18 protein-coding genes are annotated in these 20339 nt (G+C 69.1%); 9 read left to right on the top strand and 9 right to left on the bottom strand.

Going from position 1 to position 20339, the window contains the following annotated elements; all coding sequences use genetic code 11:
• Positions 1-37: 37 nt before the first annotated feature.
• A complete protein-coding gene (locus tag ACN469_RS40125) occupies positions 38-1435 on the top strand; it encodes a serine/threonine protein kinase (RefSeq protein WP_498777081.1) in 1398 nt (465 codons plus the stop codon).
• Positions 1436-1439: 4 nt separating this feature from the next.
• On the opposite strand, the gene ACN469_RS40120 is transcribed toward ACN469_RS40125, so the two are convergent.
• From ACN469_RS40120 to ttcA, 4 genes are read right to left on the bottom strand one after another with little or no spacing between them, the layout of a single operon-like run.
• Positions 1440-1802: a GFA family protein gene (locus ACN469_RS40120; protein WP_498777080.1), complete on the bottom strand. Its 363-nt coding sequence runs from the start codon at positions 1800-1802 to the stop codon at positions 1440-1442.
• A 60-nt stretch (positions 1803-1862) separates the two neighbouring features.
• Positions 1863-2687: a phosphate/phosphite/phosphonate ABC transporter substrate-binding protein gene (locus ACN469_RS40115; RefSeq protein WP_498777078.1), complete on the bottom strand. Its 825-nt coding sequence runs from the start codon at positions 2685-2687 to the stop codon at positions 1863-1865.
• A 13-nt stretch (positions 2688-2700) separates the two neighbouring features.
• Positions 2701-3525 (bottom strand): TerB family tellurite resistance protein, encoded by an 825-nt coding sequence (locus tag ACN469_RS40110; protein ID WP_498777076.1) that lies wholly within the window; start codon positions 3523-3525, stop codon positions 2701-2703.
• Positions 3504-4367: a tRNA 2-thiocytidine(32) synthetase TtcA gene (ttcA, locus tag ACN469_RS40105; RefSeq protein WP_498777074.1), complete on the bottom strand. Its 864-nt coding sequence runs from the start codon at positions 4365-4367 to the stop codon at positions 3504-3506. Before ttcA ends, ACN469_RS40110 begins: the two co-directional genes overlap by 22 nt.
• A 65-nt stretch (positions 4368-4432) precedes the next feature.
• Here ttcA and ACN469_RS40100 point away from each other — a divergent pair, with 65 nt between their 5' ends.
• Together ACN469_RS40100 and ACN469_RS40095 are read left to right on the top strand one after the other, a co-directional pair.
• Positions 4433-5602 (top strand): ribonuclease D, encoded by a 1170-nt coding sequence (locus ACN469_RS40100; RefSeq protein WP_498777072.1) that lies wholly within the window; start codon positions 4433-4435, stop codon positions 5600-5602.
• Between the two features lie 130 nt (positions 5603-5732).
• The gene (locus ACN469_RS40095) at positions 5733-8462 is read left to right on the top strand and encodes a M1 family metallopeptidase (RefSeq protein WP_498777070.1); all 2730 of its coding nucleotides are present in this window, start codon (positions 5733-5735) and stop codon (positions 8460-8462) included.
• On the opposite strand, the gene ACN469_RS40090 is transcribed toward ACN469_RS40095, so the two are convergent.
• The gene (locus ACN469_RS40090) at positions 8456-9106 is read right to left on the bottom strand and encodes an O-methyltransferase (protein ID WP_498777068.1); all 651 of its coding nucleotides are present in this window, start codon (positions 9104-9106) and stop codon (positions 8456-8458) included. The genes ACN469_RS40095 and ACN469_RS40090 overlap by 7 nt on opposite strands.
• A 94-nt stretch (positions 9107-9200) precedes the next feature.
• On the opposite strand from ACN469_RS40090, the gene ACN469_RS40085 reads away from it, so the two are divergent.
• Positions 9201-9557: a four-helix bundle copper-binding protein gene (locus ACN469_RS40085; protein WP_498777066.1), complete on the top strand. Its 357-nt coding sequence runs from the start codon at positions 9201-9203 to the stop codon at positions 9555-9557.
• A gap of 57 nt (positions 9558-9614) precedes the next feature.
• Here the strand turns inward: ACN469_RS40085 and ACN469_RS40080 are convergent, their stop codons facing one another.
• On the bottom strand, positions 9615-11108 hold the full coding sequence (locus ACN469_RS40080) for a carboxypeptidase M32 (RefSeq protein ID WP_498777064.1): 1494 nt from the start codon (positions 11106-11108) through the stop codon (positions 9615-9617).
• A 68-nt stretch (positions 11109-11176) separates the two neighbouring features.
• On the opposite strand from ACN469_RS40080, the gene ACN469_RS40075 reads away from it, so the two are divergent.
• The gene (locus ACN469_RS40075; protein WP_498777062.1) at positions 11177-11719 is read left to right on the top strand and encodes a hypothetical protein; all 543 of its coding nucleotides are present in this window, start codon (positions 11177-11179) and stop codon (positions 11717-11719) included.
• Positions 11720-11729: 10 nt separating this feature from the next.
• On the opposite strand, the gene ACN469_RS40070 is transcribed toward ACN469_RS40075, so the two are convergent.
• From ACN469_RS40070 to ACN469_RS40060, 3 genes are all read right to left on the bottom strand, one after another.
• The gene (locus ACN469_RS40070; protein ID WP_498777060.1) at positions 11730-13583 is read right to left on the bottom strand and encodes a HEAT repeat domain-containing protein; all 1854 of its coding nucleotides are present in this window, start codon (positions 13581-13583) and stop codon (positions 11730-11732) included.
• A 24-nt stretch (positions 13584-13607) separates the two neighbouring features.
• Positions 13608-16040, bottom strand: a complete 2433-nt coding sequence (locus ACN469_RS40065) for a hypothetical protein (protein ID WP_498777058.1) — start codon at positions 16038-16040, stop codon at positions 13608-13610.
• Positions 16041-16234: 194 nt separating this feature from the next.
• Positions 16235-17860, bottom strand: coding sequence for a peptide chain release factor 3 (locus tag ACN469_RS40060; protein WP_498777056.1), 1626 nt, complete (start codon positions 17858-17860; stop codon positions 16235-16237).
• Between the two features lie 116 nt (positions 17861-17976).
• On the opposite strand from ACN469_RS40060, the gene ACN469_RS40055 reads away from it, so the two are divergent.
• From ACN469_RS40055 to sitA6, 4 genes are all read left to right on the top strand, one after another.
• The gene (locus ACN469_RS40055; protein WP_498777054.1) at positions 17977-18372 is read left to right on the top strand and encodes a RidA family protein; all 396 of its coding nucleotides are present in this window, start codon (positions 17977-17979) and stop codon (positions 18370-18372) included.
• Positions 18373-18453: 81 nt separating this feature from the next.
• A complete protein-coding gene (locus ACN469_RS40050; RefSeq protein WP_498777052.1) occupies positions 18454-19356 on the top strand; it encodes a helix-hairpin-helix domain-containing protein in 903 nt (300 codons plus the stop codon).
• Between the two features lie 44 nt (positions 19357-19400).
• Positions 19401-19571, top strand: coding sequence for an addiction module protein (locus tag ACN469_RS40045; RefSeq protein ID WP_498777050.1), 171 nt, complete (start codon positions 19401-19403; stop codon positions 19569-19571).
• 91 nt (positions 19572-19662) lie between these two features.
• Entirely contained in the window at positions 19663-20334 is a 672-nt protein-coding gene (sitA6, locus tag ACN469_RS40040) for a SitA6 family polymorphic toxin lipoprotein (protein WP_498777048.1), read from the top strand.
• The last annotated feature ends 5 nt before the right edge of the window (positions 20335-20339 follow it).

Below are 20339 nucleotides of genomic sequence, written 5' to 3'. Positions count from 1 at the left end.
CCGCACGTGGCCCCGGCACGGCTATCGTGGCGCCGACGTGGAGACATTCGGCCGCTACGAGCTGTTGCGGAAAATCGCCATCGGCGGGATGGGCGCCGTCTATCTCGCTCGGCAGAAGGGGCCGGTGGGCTTCCAGAAGCTGCTGGTGGTGAAGCGGCTGTTGCCCCACCTGTCCGAGGACGACGAGTTCATCGAGATGTTCCTCGACGAGGGGCGCATCGCCGCGCACCTCAACCACCCGAACATCGCCCAGATTTACGACTTGGGTGACGTGGACGGGCAGTACTTCATCGCCATGGAGTACGTGCATGGCGAGGCGGTGGGGCCCCTGGGACTCAGGGCCCAGCAGCGCAAGCTGGCGATACCGCTGGCGCTCAAGTGCCGCATCATCGCGGACGCGGCGGCGGGGCTGGATGCGGCGCACAACGCGCGCAGTCCGTCGGGCCGCAAGCTGGCGCTGATCCACCGGGACGTGTCACCGCAGAACGTGCTCGTCGGCTACAACGGCGGCGTCAAGCTCATCGACTTCGGGGTGGCGAAGGCGTCCGGGAAGTTCTCCCAGACGGTGGTCGGCACCATCAAGGGCAAGCACGCGTACATGTCCCCGGAGCAGGCGCGGGGCGAGCCGTTGGACCACCGCTCCGACATCTTCGGGCTGGGCACGGTGTTCTACGAGCTCTTGACGCACCAGCGCCTGTTCAAGCGGGACACGGAGATCGCCACGCTCAAGGCGGTGGTGGGGACGAAGATTGTCCCGCCGTCGGAGATATCGGCGGACATCCCGAAGGAGCTGGACGCGATTGTGCTCAAGGCGCTGGCACGCAAGCGCGACGAGCGCTTCTCGTCGGCGGGGGAAGTGCAGCTCGCGCTGGATGAGCTCCTCGTGCAGCACAAGCTGCACGCGACGCCGGCGCACCTCGCGGCCTTCATGCAGGACACGTATTCGGAGGAGCTGGAGGAGGAGCGGCTCGCCGCCGAGCCCACCGTCATCCACTACGACCCGCGCCTCGCCGCCCGACAGCAGGCCGCGGCGGCAGCGGCGGCGGCGGGTGACACGGGCAATCATGCGCAGAAGGCCGCGCCGCGAGCGGCGCCCGTGCCTCCGCGCAAGCCAAGCGCCTCCTCACCCTCGGCGCCGGCCCTGCCCGCCAAGACGCCAGGAGGCGTGTCCGCGTCATCGACCACGCCCATGGGGCCTCGGCGCGCGGGAGCGGTCTCCTCCACGACGGCCGCGCCCGTTCCGCGAGGCCAGGGCACCAACGGCGGCTCGCCCGCTCCGGCGGCTCCGGCCAGGGGAGGCACGGGCTCCGGCAAGGCGCCCTCGCCTCCTCCCGGACGAACAGGTACCGCGAGGCCCGCCGCCGACAGCGGCTCCGCGCCCAAGCGCGTGCCGCCGCGCGGCGGAAGCTCTCACGGCGAGCCGGAAGACAAGTAGCCGCTCAGCGGCTCCGGCCGTCGAACTGCATCGTCTTCACGGTGCCCAGGTCCAGGTCATCCAGGCAGCGCACGTTGATGGCGGCCATCTCGCTGCCATCCGGCCCGGTGCCACGCGCGAAGGAGCGCACGCCACACTTCGAGCAGAAGAGGTGGTGGATGACGTTCTTGTTGAACTGGTAGTCCGTGAGGGCCGGCTCTCCGGAGCGCAGCGTGAACTCGGACACCGGGACGAAGCTCAACATGGAGCCCGTCTTCTGACAGATGGAACAGTTACACGTCACCACGGGCTGGGAGAGGTCCAGCTTCACCTCGTACCGCACCTGCCCACAGTGACATCCGCCCGCGTAGCTCTTGAGGTCGCTCATGCGCGGCATCCTGCACCGACACCCCGGAGCCACCCACGCGAAATCGCGCGCCGCGACGCGCTACAGGCTCGCGAGCGCCACGCGGTACAGCGCGCGGTAGCCCATGCGCGGTGAGGGCTCGAAGCGCTCCGCGTTGAAGATGTCCTTCAACAGCGACACGCCATCCGCCGAGGACTGCAAGCCCAGCAGCGTCGACTCCAGCGCCGTCACCAGCTGCGGCTGAAGCCCCATGGCCACCGGCACCCCGTCATTGGGCGCCTCGTCCGTGTACGCAATCAGCTCGAAGCGGCGCCCCGCGCCCGCGCCCAGCACATCCTCCACGCCCGTGCTGTACGTCAGCCCCGTGGAAGACGGCGGGCAGAAGACGCTCGCCACGTCCGCCTTGCCGTCCAGCACCGACTCCAGCGCGCCCTGGTACGAGCCCGTGAAGTGCTGCGCGAAGAAGGCCCGCGCGGGCTCCAGCCCCTGCGCCTTCAGGTACGCGGTGGGCAACAGGTAGCCCGCCACCGAATCCCGGTCCACCCACGCCGCCGTGGTGCCCTTGAGGCGCTCCACCGTCAGCCCCGCCCCCGCCCGGCACACCAGCGCCGAGCGATAGGAGGACATGCCCCGGCGCACCCCGCGCACCACCACCCGCACGCCCATGGCCTCCATCCGCGCACAGACGAAGGGAGGCGCCCAGGCCGCGTCCGCGCGCCCGGAGAGCAAGTCCTTGGCGAGCGTCTCGTAGCTGGACGCGACGCTCACCTCCACCAGCTTGCCCAGCGCCCTTTGGAGAAAGGCCGCCAGCCGGTCCGCGCGCTCCCGCGCCATCTCGCTGCCCAGGGACGGCGGCAGCCCGAAACGGAAGGAGTGCCTGGAGGTGGAAGGGACTTGAAGGGTCATGCTGCCCCCCTGATTACCCCTCCCTGCCCAGTCGCGCCACTTCGTCGTCTGCCAGACCGAACGTCGCCTGGAGCATGTCCAGGATGCGCTGCTCCGGAAGACTGGGCTCGCCCCCTGCGTGGGCGATTTTCGTGGCCAGCCGGAACGCCTTCACCCGCTGGGTGTGCGTCGTCAGGCCGTGGGTCAGCACCTGGAGTCGCTGGGGCAGCCCCTCGGCGGACAGCGCCGCCACCGACTCGCTCACGAAGCTCTGCGCGCGCTCGGGGCTGACGTTCTCGAAGAGGGGGTCCGCCGCGAAGCTCTCCACCAGCGCCCGGGCCTCGGCCTCCTTCAGCCGCCCGTCCGCCGCGCTCACCAGCACCATGACCTCCGCGTACAGCCGCTCCAGCGGCTCACCCAGGGCCTCCGCCAGGCTGCCACCGTTCTCGATGACGTCGATGATTTGAGCGACCTCGTCCTCGGAGATGCCCAGCGCGGCCTGGAACGTCTTGAGCAGCCCCAATTCCGTGCGCGTGGCCCGCTGGTCCGCCAGCGCCACCGCCGCCGCCAGACCGAAGGCCAGCATCCGGTTCTTGTGGTCCGGCAGCCGGCGACGCAGCGACGCGAGCACGTCCTCCAGGTCGCGCGCCTCGGACAGCCGCGCGGCGCTGGTCTCCACCAGCGCGTTGAGTTCCTCCGGACGCGTGCCCTCGAACTCCGGCCGCTCCAGCACGCGGCTGAGCAACGTCTGCATCTCCCGCTGAGACACACGGCCGTCGGCCATCGCCGCCAGCAACATCGCCTCCACCAGCGCGGCGTTACGCTCCTTGCGCGCGCTCACTGCCTGCTCTCGAGCCATGGACTGGCTCCCCCTTGCGTGTCCTGCGTGTCTTGAGTGGGCGCCACCGCCACCTCCGCCTCGCTCGCGTTCAGCGGGTCGGGGTTGAGCGCCCTGTCCATCAGGTGCGACGGCCGCACGTTGGCCATCGCGTTGAGAAGGCTCTGCCGGACGTTGGGAATCTCCTTGCCCAGGTCCTCCACCAGCCGCTGCATCCGCTTGCGCTGGAGGTTCTCCTGCGTGCCGCACAAGTCGCAGGGGATGATGGGGAAGGCCTTCAGCTCCGCGAACTTCGCGATGTCCTTCTCCGGCGCGTAGCACAGCGGCCGGATGACCACGTTGCGCCCATCATCGCTCTTGAGCAAGGGCGGCATCGCCTTGATGGAGCCGGCGAAGAACATGTTGAGGAGCAGCGTGTGGATGAGGTCGTCGCGGTGGTGGCCCAGGGCAATCTTGGTGCACCCCAGCTCCACCGCCGCCGTGTAGAGGATGCCTCGCCGCATGCGCGAGCACACCGAGCACTGCGTCTTGCCGGGCGGCGTCTTCTCCAGGACGATGCTGTACGTGTCCTCCTTGAGGAGCTTGTACGGGTAGCCCTCCCGCTGGAAGTACTCCTCCAGGATGTGTCCCGGAAATCCAGGATGTCCCTGGTCCAGGTTCACCGCGAGCAGGTCGAACTTCACCGGCGCGCGGCGCTGCAGCTCCCGGAGCAGGTAGAGCATGGTGTAGGAGTCCTTGCCTCCGGACACACCCACCATGATGCGGTCCCCGTCCTCGATGAGGCGGTGGTCCGCGATGGCCCGGCCCATGTGGCCAAGCAGACTCTTTTCCAAGCGCTGGACGTCATTCATCGGCGTGGCCATCCTAGCGGCGGCCCGGGAAAAAACACGTCATTCAGGCGGTCCGGTCCGCTAGCCTGCTCAGCTCGATGCCTACCTACCCGCAGGGTGACGTGGACGTGGTGGATTCCGCTGGGGCCCAGAGCGCCCTCCAGAAGCTGGAGGTGGCCCGCGAGCTGGCCGTGGACCTGGAGGCCGACTCCATGCACGCCTTCCGCGCCCGGTTGTGCTTCCTCCAGGTCGCCACCGACGAGGACGTGTTCCTCTTCGACACGCTCCAGCCCGGCGTGGAGGCCCGGCTGCTCGCCCCACTGCTGGCCGACCCGGAGCGCACCAAGTACTTCCACGCGGCCCAGGGGGATTTGCAGTTCCTGGCCGAGGGCGGGGTGCGGGTGCGGGGCCTGTTCGACACGCACCGGGCCGCGACACTGCTGGGCTGGCCCAAGGTCGGACTGGCGGACGTGGCCCGGGAGAAGCTGGGCGTGGAGCTGCCGAAGGAGCATCAGCAGTCCGACTTCTCGCTGCGCCCCCTGCCCCCGGGCATGCACACCTACATCGCCAACGACGTGCGCTACCTGTGCGAGCTGGGCCGGCAGGTGCGCGAGTCGTGCCGCGAGGCGGGCATCCTGGAAGAGGTGGTGCTGGACTGCGACCGGCTCTGTGACGAGGCCGTGGCGCGGCCCGACGTGGGCGCGGACTTCAAGCCCAAGCTGCCGCGCTCGGGGCTGTCCCCCACGCAGCTGACGCTGGCGAACGCCATCGCCCACGCGCTGCACCGCAAGCGGCTGGAGTGGGCGGAGCAGGAGAACGTCCCCATGGGGCGCATGCTCTCCAACATGGCGCTGGCGGACATCGCCACGCGGCTGCCCACCACGCCCAAGGACCTGGCGCGCGCGGCGGGGGTGCGAGGCTCCTTCGTGCGCTCCCATGGTGAAGAGGTGCTCGCCATCGTCCGCGTGCAGTTGGAGAAGTCGCGCAACGGAGAGCTGCCCCAGGAGCGCGAGAACAAGGGCCCCAAGGACACCAACCGCCGCAAGCGCGAGGACGCGCTCAAGGCGTTCCGCGTGGAGAAGGCCACCGAGCGCAAGGTGACGCCCAGCGTGGTGCTCACCAACCCGCTGATGGACGCGCTGCTCGCGCAGCCGCCCCGGAACGTGGAGGAGCTGGCCCAGGTGCCCTACTTCGGTGACAAGCGGCTGCAGCTCTATGGCCCCGCGCTCATCGAGCTGCTCGCCGCCTTCCCCGTCGTCGGTGGCTGAGCGCCGCATCGCGCTGTCACGCCACCGCGTCACATCTGACACCGCATCGAAGCGCTACCGTCTCCCGGGCGGCGGTGGTGGAATGCCTCCCGTCACGAGTCGCCCTTGGACTGGCGGACGGAGCTTCTCGATGCGGTTCGGACACCCTGGCGCGGTCATCGTCCTGCTGCTGGCGCTCCTCCACACGGGCTGCGTCAGCGGCTCGCGTGAAGCGGCCTCGCTGGCGCCCTCACCCGTCGCGCGAGCACGCGTCGTCCCAGCCCCCGTCGAGGACCCCAGTGTCCTCTCGCCCCCGGGCCTGCGACTGGACTGGACCGCCCGGCCCACGCGGCAGACGGTGACGCTGGAGCTGGACCCGCGGAAGGAGACCTTCCGAGGCACGGTGGACGTGGAGCTGTCCCTGTCCGCGCCCACGCGCACGCTGTGGCTGCACGCCTCCGAGCTGACGGTGAGCCAGAGCCACTTCCAGGTGGGCGACACGCGCGTGTCCACGGAGGCGCTGCCCGTCGGAGGAGACCTGCTCGCCTTCGTCGCGCGCGAGCCGCTGCCCGCAGGCCACGTCACGCTGCACGTCGAGTACTCCGGCCGCGCGTACGACAAGGAGGACAGCGGCGTCTTCCGCGAGCAGGAGAACGGGAGTTGGTACGCGATGACGCAGTTCCAGCCGCTGTACGCGCGGCGCGCCTTCCCGTGCTTCGACGAGCCCGCCTTCAAGATTCCCTGGGCGCTGACCTTGCGCGTGCGCGCGGAGGACTCCGCCTTCGCCAACACGCCCGTGCGCGCCGAGGAGGCGGGGACGGACGGTTGGAAGACGGTGCGCTTCCAGACGACGCAGCCTCTGCCCACGTACCTGGTGGCCTTCGCGGTGGGCCCCTTCGAGGCGGTGGACGCGGGGCGGGCCGGACAGAACGGCGTGCCCGTGCGCGTCGTCGTGCCCAAGGGCCGCGCGGCGGAGACGAGCTGGGCCGCGTCCGTCACCCCGCCGCTGCTCGCGGAATTGGAGACGTGGTTCGGCACGCCCTACCCCTACGCGAAGCTGGATGTGCTCGCGGTGCCGGGGGTGCTGGGCGGAGCGATGGAGCACCCGGGCCTCATCACCTTCGGCGCGCCGCTGGTGCTCGCCGAGCCCGGGAAGGACACCGTGTGGCGCCAGCGCGGCTTCGCGGAGACGCAGGCGCACGAACTGGCGCACCAGTGGTTCGGCAACCTCGTCACCCCCGCGTGGTGGGACGACCTGTGGCTCAACGAGTCCTTCGCGGACTGGCTCGCCTTCAAGGTGGTGAAGCGGTGGCGTCCGGAGTGGCGCGGAGACATCCGCCGCGTGGAGGCCCGAGGCCACGCCATGCGCGAGGACTGGCTCGTCACCGCGCGCAGCATCCGCCAGCCCATCGAAGCGCCCGGGGACATCCACAGCGCCTTCGACGGCATCACCTACGGCAAGGGCGCCGCGGTGCTCGCCATGTTCGAGTCCTGGGTGGGCGCCGACGCCTTCCAGCGCGGCGTGCGCCACTACCTCCAGGCGCATGCGCGCGGCACCGCCACCACCGAGGACTTCTTCCAGGCGCTCTCGATTGAGGCCGGCCGGGACGTCGCGCCCGTCTTCTCCTCGTTCCTGGACCAGCCCGGCGTGCCGCTGGTGGCGATGACGCTCCAGTGCCCCAAGGACGGCCCGCCGCGCCTCGCGTTGGAGCAGCGCAGATACCTGCCGCTCGGCGCGAAGCCAGCGGAGGACTCGCGGCCCTGGCAGGTGCCGCTGTGCGTGCGCTACGCCGTGGGCCCGAAGGAGGGCCGCGTCTGCACGGTGCTCACCGAGCCCACGGGCTCGCTGGAGCTGACCGAGGCGAAGGGCTGCCCGGACTGGGTCCACCCGAACGCGGACGCGCGCGGCTACTACCACGCGCTCCTGCGCGGAGATGGGATGGAGCGGCTGACGCGTCAGGGCGGCCGGCAGCTCACCATTCCGGAGCGACTGGTGCTGATGGCGGACGCGCAGGCGCTGCTCTCCAGCGGCGAGCTGGACGTGAGCCAGGCCCTCACGCTGGTGACGCGGCTGGGCGAAGGGGACCCGGACCTGGTGAACAGCGCGGCGGGCGTGGTGGGCAGCGTGCACACGGACCTGGTTCCTGTCTCGCTGCGTGCGCACCGGGCGCGCTTCGTGCGCGGACTCTTTGGAAGCCGCGCGCGCTCGGTGGGCTTCGTGTCCCGGCCCGGCGAGAGTGAAGACCTGCGGCTGATGCGCCCCACGCTGATGTGGATGGCGGCCAACGAGGGCGAGGACCCGAAGCTGCGCGCGGAGGCCCGGCGCCTCACGCTGCGCTGGCTCGAGGACCGGGCCTCTCTTCCTCGGGAGGACACGGCCACCGTGCTCCAGTCCGCCGCGGTGGCGGGAGACGCGGCCCTGCACCAACGGCTGCGAGACGCCGCCCGCACCGCCACCACCGAGCAGGAGCGCGGACTGCTCTTCGGCGCGCTGGGCGGCTTCCGCGACGCGACGCTCGCTCGCGCCAGCCTGGAGCTGCTCCTGGACGCGAAGGTGGACACGCGCGAGGCGCTGGCCATCCTCTTCAGCCAGCTCGCGGAGACGCACACGCGCGAGGTGGCGTTCCGCTTCCTGCGCGAGCACTTCGACACCCTGCGCGAGCGGCTGCCGAGGGACATCTCCACGTGGCTGCTGTCGAGCGGCGGCTTCTTCTGCGACGCCGCGCACCGCGACGAGGTGGAGCGCTTCTTCGCCCCACGCGCCCGCGACTTCGAGGGCGGAGAGCGCGCGCTGGCGCAGTCCCTGGAGCGCGTGGACCAGTGCATCGCCCAGCGCGAGGCCCTTCGGCCCGGGCTGACGCGCTTCCTCGCGCGCTACTGAGTCAGCCGCTTGCGCGCGAGCATCATCCCGTCGCGCACCGTCAGCAGCACGGGCTCCACGCGCGCATCCGCGGCGACCTTCGCGTTGAAGTCCACCACCGCGTGGTCCTGCGCGGACTCGGGGCTCAGCACGCGCCCGGACCACAGCACGTTGTCCGCGACGAGCAGCCCTCCGGGGCGCACCAGCGGCACCACCGCGTCCCAGTACGCGCTGTAGCTCCCCTTGTCCGCGTCGATGAAGACGAGGTCGAACGGGCCCCGCAACGTCTTCAGGGTTTCCAAGGCAGGCCCGAGTCGGAGCTGGATTTTCCGGCCATTCGGACTGCGCGCGAAGAAGGAGCGGGCAATCTCGGCCGTCTCCGGGTTGATGTCGCAGGTGATGAGCTCTCCGTCGTCGGAGAGCCCGTCCGCCATCATCAACGCCGAGTATCCCGTGAAGGTCCCGATTTCCAAGACGCGCTTCGCACTCGTGAGCGAGACGAGCATTCTCAGGAAGGCGCCTTCGACGGGCCCGACCTGCATACCCGGAGAAGACGTGCGCGCCTGGGTGATGTCCTTGAGTTCCTCGAAGAGTGGCGCGGGCGCAGCGGTGTGAGCGCGGGCATAATTTTCGATTTCGTCAGGGACGAGCGTGAGCTTGGGCATGGTGACCGTTTAACATCTGGCATCGCATGCCTCACTTCCAGTTGCCCCCCTGCTTGGCGTGCATACCCTGGTTAGCGGTTCGGAGGTGCGAGCGATGACGGGAGCGAGACTGGGTGGTGCTCGCGCGGACGTGTCGCGCTGCATTGATGCGAGCCTCCAGTGCCAGGCGTCCTGCGAGGCGGGCATGGCGAGGCTGGTGGCGCAGGGACAGCCGTTGAGCAGCGCCTCCGTGCGCGTGCTGCGGCAGTGCGCGGAGCTGTGCGAGCTCAACGTGCGCGCGCTGCGCAAGGACAGCCGGCTGTCGCGGCGCACCACCAGCCTGTGCTTCGAGCTGAGCAGCCTCGTCGCGCGCACCGCATGGCTGGACGCGGATGATCCAGGCTCGTACACGCTCGCGAAGGACGCGCTGCGGCTGGCCCGCTCCTGCCACCCGCTCCTGTTCTCGTTCTGAGCGGAGTTGCCGCAAGGGCGAGCGGCCCACTCCGCTCGCCCGCGTCCGCGGCGAACCTCAGAGCGTGACGCCGTAGAGCGCGCCGTACTTCTCGCGCAGGTACCCGAGGAAGTCCGCGTCGGTGAGGCCCTGTCCCGTGACTTCGCGCACCCGCGCCTCCGCTGGCAGCCGGAAGCCCTGGCGGTGGATGCGCTCACGCAGCCAGTCGCGCAGCGGCAGCATCTTCCCCTGGCGAAGCTGTCCGTCCAGATCCGGCAGCTCCCGCGCGGCGACGCGGTAGAGCGAGGCCGAGTAGAGGTTGCCCAGCGAGTACGTCGGGAAGTAGCCCAGCTCACCCCAGGCCCAGTGGATGTCCTGGAGCACGCCCTGCGTGTCGTCGGGCGGCGTGACGCCGAGGTAGCGCTCCATGCGCTCGTTCCACGCGGCGGGCAGGTCCGCGAGTGGAAGCTCGTCGCGAATCAGCAGCAGCTCCAGTTCGTAGCGCACGGCGATGTGGAGGTTGTACGTCACCTCGTCGGACTCGGTGCGGATGAGCGACGGGCGCACGTCGTTGACGACGGCGTGGAACGCGTCCAGGTCCACGTGGGCCAGCGCGTCGGGGAAGCTCGCGCGCAGCAGCGGGAAGTAGTGCTCCCAGAAGGGGCGACCTCGTCCCACCATGTTCTCCCAGAGCCGGGACTGCGACTCGTGCAGCCCCATGGACGGAGAGGCCGCCAGCGGCGTGCGGTGGTGCTCGGGCGCGAAGCCCTGCTCGAACAGGCCGTGCCCCGCCTCGTGGATGGTGCTGAAGAGGGCGGGCAGCGGGTTCGACTCGTCGACATGCGTCGTGAGCCTCACGTCGAGCGGGTGCGTGCCCCCGGTGAAGGGGTGGATGCTCAAATCCTGCCGGCCCGCCTCCAGGTCGAAGCCCAGGTCCGCGAGCAACCGCAGCGTGAAGCGAAACTGCGCGTCCTTGTCGAAGCGATGCCCGTCGAAGTGGGCCGGCACCTGTCGCTTCACGCCCATGAGCTTGCCCACCATGGGGATGAGCTGTTCGCGCAGCGTGGTCAGCACCGGGGTGAGCCGGGCGACGCGCATGCCGGGCTCGTAGCCCTCCAGCAAGGCGTCGTAGCGCTCGCCAGCGTGGCCGTACGCGTCCGCCTGTTCGCGGCGCAGCTCCAGGAGGCGCTGGAGGGCGGGCTGGAAGCGGGCGAAGCGGCGCTCCTTGCGGGCCTCGCGCCACGCCTGGAGGCCATGGCTCTGGGCCTCGGCCAGGGCGCGGACGAGGGCGGAGGGCACGCACACCTCGCGCTCCCGCTCGCGCTGGAGGATGGCCACCATGGCGCGCTCGTCGTCGGTCAGGCCCGCCTCGGTGGCGGCCTTGGCCAGCGCGTCCCCCAGCCGAGGGTCCACGAGGCGCTCGTGGTGGATGCCCTGCAGGGTGGAGAGCTGATGGGCGCGCGCGGAGCCGGCCTTGGCGGGCAGGTACGTCTCCTGGTCCCACGTGGCGAGGCCAATGAGCCCCTGGAGGTCCTTCAGCTCCTGCATCCGGGAAAGCAGCCAGGTATCCATGAAGTCTCTATAACCCGCCTCACCCCGGGCTTTCGCGGAGAGGAGCACAAGGGTATGAGGGCCGGGCAATGGCCAATGTCCTTCAGTACTTCATGAGTCCCGACGACGAGCTCGCCTTCTTCCGCTTCCTGGAGCGCTTCGTGCTGGAGGTGTACCCCCGGCGCGTTCCAGCGGACTGGACGACGTTCCGCGCCCACCAGGACAACATGGGGCGGCTGCCCGAGGAGGAGATGTACCTGGTGGCCAGCGATCTGGGCCCCGCCATCGTCGACAAGATGAAGCGCGGCCCGGACAAGGGCTACTGGCGCGTGGACGAGGTGCGCTCGCCCGTCATCTTCCTGGAGCGCTGCCGCACCAACGAGGAGGGCGAGCTGCTCAGCGGTCAGCTCTGGGCGGAGCTGGACATCACCGCGCAGACGGGCCGGAAGAACGCGGCGCCGGACCGCTTCCGGCGCCTGTTCATGGACATCGAGGAGCACGTGAAGAAGACGTTCCGGCGCGGCCAGCCGAAGGACTTCTTCGTCGGCCCCAAGGCGGCCCGCCTCTACAAGGAAGGCCTCGTCCTGCGCGACTCCGCGTTCCGGGGCGGCATCGTGAACGTCTACAAGTAGCGCGCTCGCCTCAGGTCCCCAGCAGGCCGCGGATGCGCGTGAGGACTTGCCGGTCCCGGACGTCCTGCGTGAGCAGGTGACTCAGCAGCTCGCGCACCACGTCCGGCTCCGATTCCAGGTACGGAGCCACCAGCGACACGAACACGTGGTAGTTCTCCACCTTCACCCCGCCGTTCAGCGCCAGGTCCCGCAGGTCCATCAGCAGCCCCGTGTCCAGCGGGCGCCGGCCCAGGGACTCCAACGCCGTGGCCTGCACGGGCTGCTGGGTGTCCGCCGCCAGGGACAACAAGGTCATCGTGGCCTCCGGCGTCGCGATCTTCCGCAGCGCCTTCGCGGAGGCACGACGCACCTCGGGGCTCGTCGCGCTCGCGTAGCCCGCGATGACCTCGGCCTGCTCGACGACCCCTGCGTTGCCCAGCGCCATCAGGAAGTGAGCCTGCTCTTCCGGGGCCTTCGACGCGCGGAGGTCGTCAGCCAGCCGCTGCACCGCCGCCCAGGCCTCGGGTGACTTCTCCTGCCGGTAGAGCGCCCCCGCCGTCGAGCCCAGCGTGTACGTGCTGGCGACGCGCAGCTCGCCCTCCGTGGACGCGTAGGTCTTCTCCGCGAAGCGCACCGTGTCCGACGTGGGATTGGTCACCAGGGACAGCCGCCCGAGCAACATGCCGTACCGCGCATCCCCAGTGGCCTCTCGTGAGGACAGCGCCTGGACGAGCGCGGCCTGCGCCTCGGGCGTGCCCGTGCCGGCCAGCAAATCCAAGAGCAACGCGCGCCCCTTCACCTGGAGCGTCGGCCGCCGGAAGAGCTCCACCAGCCGCGCGCACAGCTCCGGCTGCTGCTCCAAGAGGCCAGTGGCCTGGAGCAGGAAGTGGTTGTGGTCCGGCAGCGTGCCGACGTTGGCGAACTGCTCGAGCAGCGTGAAGAGGCGGTCGGCCGTCATGCCATCCACCTGCTGCGTCAACATCCGCGCCCGCACCTTCGGGTCCACCACCATCGTCCCCGGCGCCAGGCGCTGGAACACGGCGGCGACCACCGGGGCCTCTTCTTCCTCGAAGTGGCCCGTGGCACCCCGGACCAGGCTCACCCGGACATGCGAGGCCGCGGACACGTTGCCGTCCGTCCCCAGGCGCTCCACGGTCTCCTCACCGTCCACCCGGTCCAGCACGCCCTCGCGAGCCACGTCCGCCTCGAAGCGCGAGTCGAGTCTCACCGTGCCGCCCTGCCCCATCCCGCGAAGCTCCACGTACTCCACGCGGCGCTTGAGCAGCCGCACCGCCTCCGCGTCCTCGTCCCGCCGCGAGTACTCCGTCCGAGCGCGGCCCCGCGAGGTCGGCTCCTCGACCGACCACGTGGCCCCCTCACGGAGCACCACCTGGAGCTCGCCCACCAGCGACTGCACGGTGTTCTTGAACAGCGACGGGTCATCCTCGCGGAAGGAGACCGCGCGCACGACGCCATCCGGGTCCACCTCCAGCAGGGCCTCCCGGCCGCTGAACACCGCGTCCACGGAGGAGGCATCCGGGAGCAGCTCCTGCCCGAGGACCCGCAGCGAGTGCTGGCTCAGGTTCTCCAAGCGCAGGCCCACCCGCTGCACCGAGCCCTGCGCGCCATGGCCACGAAGCACCAGGTCCCCCGTGAGGTGCACCTCACCCGCCAGGGAGGCTTGTTTCCCCTGGCCGGCGAGCTGGACGCGGCTGTCGGCCGTGTAGTCCAGGCGATACGTCCAGCTCCGCCCCGGCGGGAAGCGGAACTGGAGGGGTCCTGCGACGGGAGACGCCCTGGGCTCATGACCCAAACCCACCCAGGCGGCTGTGCAGAGGAGCAGTGCCAGCACGGCACCACCGATGAGAGTCTTTCGCGTGTTCATGGACGTCTCCCGTCGTGACTGTGATTAAAGCGCGCGCAGGTCGGCGACCAGCACGGAGACGTTCCTGTCGAACAGCTTCACGTTGTCGTGGATGCCGTCCCAGCTCACGATGGTCGCCTCGAACTCCTCCTCCAGGGGCCAGATGCCCACCTCCAGATAGGCGGCGATGCTCCCGGAGAGGAACGTGAACTTGAGGTCGGCCTTGCCCGCCATCCCGAGCGTGAAGGCGGAAGCGCCGTTCGCGCCGTAGTTCAGGCCGACCGTGGCCTCGACGGGGACGGAGGCATGCACGAGCTGGAGCTTGCCCTTGATGCCCGCCTCGACGATGAACAGGTCGACGCCTGCGTACAGCTCTCCATCCACCTTCGCATAGGGCTCAATCTTCCCCGCGAGGCTGATGGAGTTCACCCGGCACCCGGTGGACCCAATCGGAGTCACCTTGTGCTCACCGCCCACGCTGTAGTCGAGCCCCACCACTCCCGCCACCTTGGCGCCCAGCGTGACGGGCACCACCACGATGACGAACGTCGTCTCCACATTGACCAGGGTCGCGGACTTTGACTGCGAGCCTGACACCAGGTTGAACTGGCCTGCGACCAGGTCCCTGTGCACATCCAACACGGGGATGGTGTTGTCGAGGACGTCCAGGTCGACATCGGCGCGGGTGTCGGAGATCCTCGCCTCGGCATGGACCAGCTGGACGCTCGTGCTGAACGCGCGACCGGTGGCGTCGAAGCGACCGTAGACCTCCGGGGACATGGCGCAATCACTCGCTGTCACGTTCTTGATTTCGGTGGACACCTGGTAGTCGGCGGTGGCGCCGAACGTCTCATCCCCCAGGCTGTAGCTGTCACCCGCATCCCACTTCATGCGAAGGGCCGCCGTGTAGGGGTCCCGCACCGCGCCCGTCGCCGCGGACAGGGCATTGAGATAGGTGTCCCGGCGCGGGAAGTAGGTCTCGAGAACGGAGGGCCGCGTCGTGTAGTCCTGCGCGGGGAAGTTCACCTTGCCAGCAATCACCAGGGCCTTGCTCTTGAGCGCCGCGAAGTCGTCGTTGGTGTAGTCCACGCACTTCTGGAAGGCCTGCTCACGGGGCGTCTGATACAGGTTCAACACCCGCTGGGCAAAGCGCTTGGGAGACCAGTCACACGGCGCGGGCGCGGTGCCGCTCTGGAAGGCGAGGCAGCCACGCGACTGCGCAGTAACCAGCGCCGCTTCGATGGCGGCATCCAGCGCCACCAGCGAATAGGCCATGCCCACCAGCGGGTTCACCGGGTCCTCGTCGTCCAACATGGCGCCCTGCGCCGCGCCAGCCTGCAACGTCCCGGGCAGCGGCCGGTACTGATTGCCAACCTCGGACTGGATGGTGGAGACCAGCTGCGCCCGTTGCCGGAGCAGCGAGGCGAAGTCCGACTTCATGCGCTCCAGCGCGTACATCTCCTCGTCCAGCACGGCCGCGTTTCGCTGGCCCATGGACTTATGCCAGCTCCAGCTCTCGTTGTAGTAGTTGGCGCCCTGGCTGAGCGTGGTGCGCATGGCCGTGGGGAGGACGGTGCCATACAGGTTCATCGTCCGGCCCGCGCTCTTCAGGACGATGCGGGCTCCGCCACGGACGCCCGGCATGACGGCCGCCTTGTCCTCGGTGCCCTGGTTGATGGTGATCTTGGCATTACTCACGTCCGCCGGCACCGTGAAGAACTCGTTCTTGGGCAGCCCCGTGGGGAAGGTGATGGACGGCTGGAAGGCCGTGGCATCCCTGCCCCGCTGAGTCGGGTTGGAGATGCCTCGCGTGCCAATGGCTGACACCGGGACGGGGTTGCCATTCACGGCGACGCCGTACGCGATGTTGTAGATGGCGCGGTAGTCGGTCCCCGCCGCGGCGATGGCATCCTCGAAGACGCTGTAGTCGTAGTACTTCTCGAAGACGTACTCGGCGCAAGAGTTGATGACGTTGCCACTGTTCTCCCAGCCCGTGCGCTGCTGGGAGCGGCTGAGCTTCACCCGGGACGCGAACGGCGTCGTGGCCGGGAAGTAGGCCTGAGCCCGATGCACCGTCCCCAGGTAGAAGCCCGACAGGCCGCTGAGGTTCAGGGTGTTGGCATCATCCTTCAGGAAGGCCACCGACTTCGTCGCGGCATCCGGAGCGACGACCTGCCCCGCCGCGTTCAGCGTGGGCGGCACCACCACCGTGCGCTGGCCCATCCCCGCCGCCGCGCTGGTCGCCGCGTTCTTGATGAGCGTGTTACAGGCCGCATTGGGATTGGTATCCGCGGCCATGCGTGCGATTTTCGCACAGAACAAGACAGGGTTCTGACAGTCCGCCAGCGTCGGCGTGTAGTCCGCGCACAGGTTGGGGATGGGGGTGATGGGAGGGACGGCGGCGAAGGCAGGGACGGCGGACACGACAAGACCCAACGCGGAAAGACTCTCCGCGAGGCGGCGACGCAGCAATGACATGGCTGTCTCTTTCGAATTGAAAGGGGTTGTCCTTCCAACGCGACCCAGTCGTTTTCTGCGCTGCCGATTTATTCCGTGATTTTCAAAAGCGCTTCGAGCGTGCGCCGCCTGGGCCCGGAGGAGTCAAACCAGACCTCCCCTGGGTACGCCCGGCGGCGTCTTATTACAGCTCAAGAATCGCTTCGGTACCGCGCTCAGCTCCCCGTGGCGCTGGAGGTCAGCTTGCGCAGCATGGGCGCCTCGTTGAGGAACTTCAGGTCCGGGTGTTTGTCTTCGGCGTGCTGGAGGGCCCAGTCGTCGCGGAAGAGGACCAGCGGCAGGCCGTCGCGGTCCTGCACCGTCTGACGGTTGCCTTCCCAGTCGAAGGACTTGGGGTCGAAGTTGGCCCCCACCACCCAGCGCGCGTGGCTGAAGGGCAGCCGGTCCAGGGCAATCTTCGCCCCGTACTCGTGCTCGAGCCGGTACTGGAGGACCTCGAACTGGAGCGCGCCCACCACGCCGACGATGGGGTCCTTCATGCCCATGGCGAGCTGCTGGAAGATCTGCACGGTGCCCTCTTCCGAGAGCTGCTCCAGGCCCTTCTCCATCTGCTTGCGGCGCAGCGGGTCCTTGGAGCGCACCACGGCGAAGTACTCGGGGCTGAAGCGCGGCACGCCCTCGAACTCCACGTCGGTGCCCTCGGCGAGCGTGTCGCCGATGCGGTACTGCCCCGGGTCGAACAGGCCGATGACGTCTCCGGGCCAGGCGTCTTCAATCGCGGTGCGCTCGGCGGCCAGGAACTGGCTCGGCTTGGCCAGGCGCACTTCCTTGCCCAGCCGCGAGTGGAACGCGTTCATGCCCTTCACATACCGGCCGCTCACCACGCGCATGAAGGCGATGCGGTCTCTGTGGGAGGGGTCCATGTTCGCCTGAATCTTGAACACGAAGCCGGCGAACTTGGGGTTGTTGGGCTCGCGCGGGCCCAGCGTCGTCTGACGCGAGGTGGGCGCGGGGGCCAGGTCCAGGAAGGCGTCGAGGAACGGGCGCACGCCGAAGTTCGTCATCGCGCTGCCGAAGAACATGGGCGTCAGCTGGCCTGAGTCGCTCTTCTCGCGGGTGAACTCGTCACCGCCGATGTCGAGCAGCTCGATTTCCTCGTGGAGCCTGGCCAGCTCCGACTCGGTGAGCACGGACTTGATGTCTTCGGAGTCGATGGGGATTGAGCGCTCGCCGACCTCCGACTCGCCGTGGGAGCCCTCGGCGGAGAAGACGTGGACGACGCGGGCCTGCCGGTCATAGACGCCGCGGAACTCCGGCCCCATGCCGATGGGCCAGTTCATCGGGTAGGAGCGGATGCCGAGCACCTGCTCCAGCTCGTTCATCAGCTCGAGCGGCTCGCGGCCGTAGCGGTCCAGCTTGTTGACGAAGGTGAAGATGGGGATGCCGCGCAGGCGGCACACCTTGAAGAGCTTCTTCGTCTGCGGCTCGACGCCCTTGGCGGCGTCGATGAGCATCACCGCCGCGTCGGCCGCGGCGAGGGTGCGGTAGGTGTCCTCGGAGAAGTCCTGGTGGCCCGGGGTGTCCAGCAGGTTGACGGCGTGGTCCCGGTACACGAACTGGAGGACGGACGAGGTGACGGAGATGCCGCGCTCCTTCTCCAGCTCCATCCAGTCGCTGGTGGCGTGGCGCCGCGCGCGCTTGGCCTTGACGCTGCCGGCAAGGTGGATGGCGCCGCCGTACAGCAGCAGCTTCTCCGTCAGCGTCGTTTTGCCCGCGTCGGGGTGGGAGATGATCGCGAAGGTGCGCCGCCGGGCGACCTCCCTGTCGAGCTCGTTCGTCATGACCCGGGGCCAACTACCACGGGCCGTGTTTCCTTGCAGCCAGCAAGGAGCCCCTGGCGGTCCGGCCGAGGCCCGTGGGAGGGTCCGCCCACACTTTCTCGCCTTCGGAGGCAGCCATGCAGCGGACCCATCACTCCACGGGTACCCCCTGGGAGCCCCGTGTGGGCTACTCGCGAGCGGTGCGGGTGGGGCCCTTCGTCTCGGTCTCCGGTACCACGGCCACGGACGCCGCGGGTCAGGTCGTCGGGGCGGGGGATGCCTACCTGCAAGCCGTCCAGACGCTGCGCAACATCGAATCCGCGCTCCAGGCGGTGGGCGCGAGCCTGAAGGATGTGGTGCGGACGCGGATGTACGTCACGGACATCTCCCGCTGGGAGGAGGTGGGCCGGGCGCACGGAGAGTTCTTCGCCAGCATCCGGCCGGTGACGTCGATGGTGGAGGTGAGCAAGCTCATCTCCCCGGAGATGCTGGTGGAAATCGAGGCGGACGCCATCGTCGCGGACGCTCCCTGAGGGACTGGCGCTCGCCTGCCTGCCCGGTGGGTGGTGCCGGGGTGGTCGCCATGCGTCCGACGCTCCAAGTTCCGAGGAACCATGGGCGTCGGATGGAAGGACAACATCGGCATCGCGGATGCCTTGGAGCGGGTGGCGGACCTGCTGGAGGGGCAGGACGCGATGCCCTTCCGGATTTCCGCCTACCGCAAGGCGGCGGGGACGATTGGCCAGTGGCCGGAGTCCGTGGCGGAGCTGCTGGCGTCGAAGGGCGAGGCGGGGCTGCGGGAGCTGCCGGGGGTGGGCAAGAGCATCGCCGCGGCGGTGGCGGAGCTGGTGCGCACGGGGCAGCTCGGGTTGTTGCAGCGCCTGGAGGATGAGTCCTCGCCCGAGCAGTTGCTCGCCAGTGTGCCGGGCATCGGACCAGAGCTGGCGCGGCGGATTCACGAGGAGCTGGGAGTGCGCTCGCTGGAGGAGCTGGAGCAGGCGGCGCACGACGGAAGGCTCGAGGCGGTGGAGGGCTTCGGACCGCGCCGCGGGCAGCAGGTGCGCGACTTGCTCGAGGCGCGGCTGGGGAGGAACCGGCGAGGAGCGGCGCGCAAGAGCGCGAGTCAGGACGAGGGGCCTCGGCCGGAGGTGGGGTTGTTGCTGCGGGTGGACGAGGAGTACCGCCGTAAGGCGGACGCGGGCGAGCTGCGGACCATCGCGCCTCGGAGGTTCAATCCCTCAGGTGAGGCGTGGTTGCCGGTGATGCGGCGCACGCTGGATGGGTGGAACGTGCGGGCGCTGTTCTCCAACACGGCGATGGCACACCAGCAGAACGCGACGCATGACTGGGTGGTGCTGTACTTCGACCAGGAGGGCGACGAGGGACAGTGCACCCTCGTCACCGCGCACGGTGGACCGCTGGACGGTCGGCGCGTCGTGAGAGGCCGCGAGACGGAGTGCCTGGCCTATTACGGCGTGGAGTCCGAGGAGGCGGAGGCGCCTCGACCTGGTGCGTGAAGTCCCTGCTGCCAACGGCGGCGACGGCGAGTAGGTTTCACCTCATGGCCACCAAGGATGAGTTGCTCACCCTCGATGAGGAGCCCGCTCAGGAGGACTCCGATTCAGGGTGGTCGCAAGAGCTGGAGCGTCGCGCCACGGACATCCGTGAAGGCCGCGTCGAGACAGTCCCCTGGGAGGACGTGGAGCGTCAGGTTGCCGCTCGCCTGAAGTAGCGACGCGCAGCATCCGCCTCTCATCACCAGGAAGCCCAGGCGCAACTGCACGCAAAGCTCCGGCAAGTCTGAATGCTACGCTTCGCGGCGCATGCGAATTGCTCGAGGTCTCTGGCTTTTGTGGGTCGTCCACGCGCTGGGCTGCGCTTCCGCTTCACAGCACCCGATTCATCGCGCTTGGGACGAAGCCGAGGTGGAGGAGTGCGCTCGCCCCGAGGAGGATCGCTGCGTCACGGTCCTGTGTTCGGATGACATGTGTGGCCTCTACCGTTGTGAGGACCTGCCCAGCGAAATCGAGCGGGTGCGCTTTCCTCCGGCACGCCCCCCTGCCGCCGCTGCCGCACCAGGCAGTGGCCCCCGCAGGAACTGGGGTAATCGCCAGGGACTCCCTCGCGGGGCCGTCATGGTCTTCCCTCACTGGAATGGCGCGCCCGATCGCGTCATTCCACCTACGCACCAGCTCACGCCAGGACGCTGGGAGAAGCACCACATCTTCCCTCAGGCAGAGGACCTCGCGAGATGGTTCGAGCGACAGGGCGTGAAGATCCACGACTACACGATGCCCATCCCCCGTGACCTCCATCGCCGCATTCATGGGAACGACGGTCGTGGGGGTCCTTGGAACAAGGCCTGGCGCCAGTATCGAGACCTGAATCAGAGCGCGAGCCCCGAGGACATCTACAAGCACGCGGGCGAACTCATCCACCGATTCCAGCTCATCGGTGGCCCCGTTCAGCCCTACTATTCTCGCCCGGGAGCATGAGGGCT

It is taken from the genome of Corallococcus terminator, assembly GCF_049194865.1.
In the GTDB taxonomy this organism is placed as follows: domain Bacteria; phylum Myxococcota; class Myxococcia; order Myxococcales; family Myxococcaceae; genus Myxococcus; species Myxococcus terminator_A.
Note: the sequence above shows the minus strand (reverse complement) of the source record. Positions and strands in the feature narration are given on the sequence as shown.